At 34.8% G+C, this 1,576-nt stretch carries 1 protein-coding gene; it reads right to left on the reverse strand.

What is annotated here, in order from left to right; translation table 11 throughout:
• Positions 1–219: 219 nt before the first annotated feature.
• A complete protein-coding gene (locus tag CJF42_RS25930) occupies positions 220–1,455 on the reverse strand; it encodes a hypothetical protein (RefSeq protein WP_095369362.1) in 1,236 nt (411 codons plus the stop codon).
• Positions 1,456–1,576 lie beyond the last annotated feature (121 nt).

Genomic DNA, 1,576 nt, shown 5'->3' on the forward strand with positions numbered 1-1,576 from the left:
CTGCTTTTTGAGAAGTTACAAATATTCCATTTATTCATTTGAATCTCCTTAATTTATTAGATTTGAGCAGGTTATCTTTTTTGATGCTATTGCATTGTTAATGCATACTGGATTTCTGGTGAGGTCAAGTATCATATAATCATTGAAAGGCAATAGCATCTAGTACGTTATTGCCTTTCAATTGATTATGGGTTGTTTAAAAGGCTAGGCCGGATAATTCTATTTAGGAATAACTCCGACACAATCTGAAGTTGAAAGTGACTTTGTCATATAGTTACTCCAAGGCAGACCATTTACTATACTTCTCGCTTTAAAAGTATACGAAATACCAGCATTGCCAATTGTAGAATAGGTGGTAGATTTTGCACCACTACTAGTATCAACTAAAACACCATTTTTATATAATTCAGTTGTGGTTGTCTCCGATGAGCCTGAAGAGGCAGTGGCATGAACCTCGGCGCTATCATAAAAACACTCTCTCCCAATGTTAAGTGCCGGTACTGGTGTTTGTATCGCTCTATTTGTATCAACTACTTCATAAATTAGAGATTTGTATGTCTGGTCTGTATATCCATAGTGGTAGAAAACTTGAGCATATAATAAATTATCTTTTATCATTAAGCCTTCGTACTCCACATGAAGATAATTTGGGTAAATATCTTCAGCAGTACCTGTATTCATAACTTTATGAGCCTGAAATTCGTGTGTTTGAATATATGTTCCACCAAGAGTATATTCTAAAATAACATTTTTATGATCGTTAGACGCATTATGAAGACCGCCAAGTTGAATATAAACCATCCCATTTGCAACCTCTGCTGCTTGTACTGTTTGGTTTCTGCTATATTCTGGTGCAACTCTGAATGAGCTAACAGCATTCAAGGTTGAATTATTGATTGGCAGGTTATAAGAATCAAGGTTGTATACAAAAATGTGAGTATAATTTTTAGTGTCTTGAGAAAGAGAACCTGAAACATTTGCAACACTTACCTTTACAAGGGTATTTCCATCTGTTGCTCCTGCCCAAGTCGTCCAGCTAGGAAAGCTATTACCGTCAGTATCAACTACTACACTTCCTGCTGATGTCATTGGAGTTGGTGTTTTAAAAGTTCTGTAAAGAGGAATATCGCCCGGATTATCATTGTCTTCATAAACCCTGACAGAGTCTCCGGTTATTCCAAAGTACATATTATTAGCGTAGTCCATTCCTTGTTTTTCAGAGCTTAAAAACTTACCCGAAAAAGTATTGGCATTACCACTTACGTTATAAATTTTATTTGGATACTTATTATTTCTCTGCAAAAAACTTTCAGTTCTTGCATTTTTAGTATTCCAAATAAGATCCTGAGTTTGATCGTCATCTGAATCTAGCTTCCACTTTTCCAGCAGATCCCATGTTGCAGCATCACAATTTAATGCCATTAACAGTGAAGATATAGCTAATGTTTTTTTCATCTTTAGTCCTTTGTCCATGATGTAAATCTTTTATTAAATAACTAAACTTGATATTAACTTTTTTGATACTTGGATTCAACTATTAAACGCTTAAACCTAGGGCAATCGCATTAAAAATAAC

Origin of the sequence: Pseudoalteromonas sp. NBT06-2, assembly GCF_002276045.1 — a bacterium.
Taxonomy (GTDB): Bacteria; Pseudomonadota; Gammaproteobacteria; order Enterobacterales; family Alteromonadaceae; genus Pseudoalteromonas.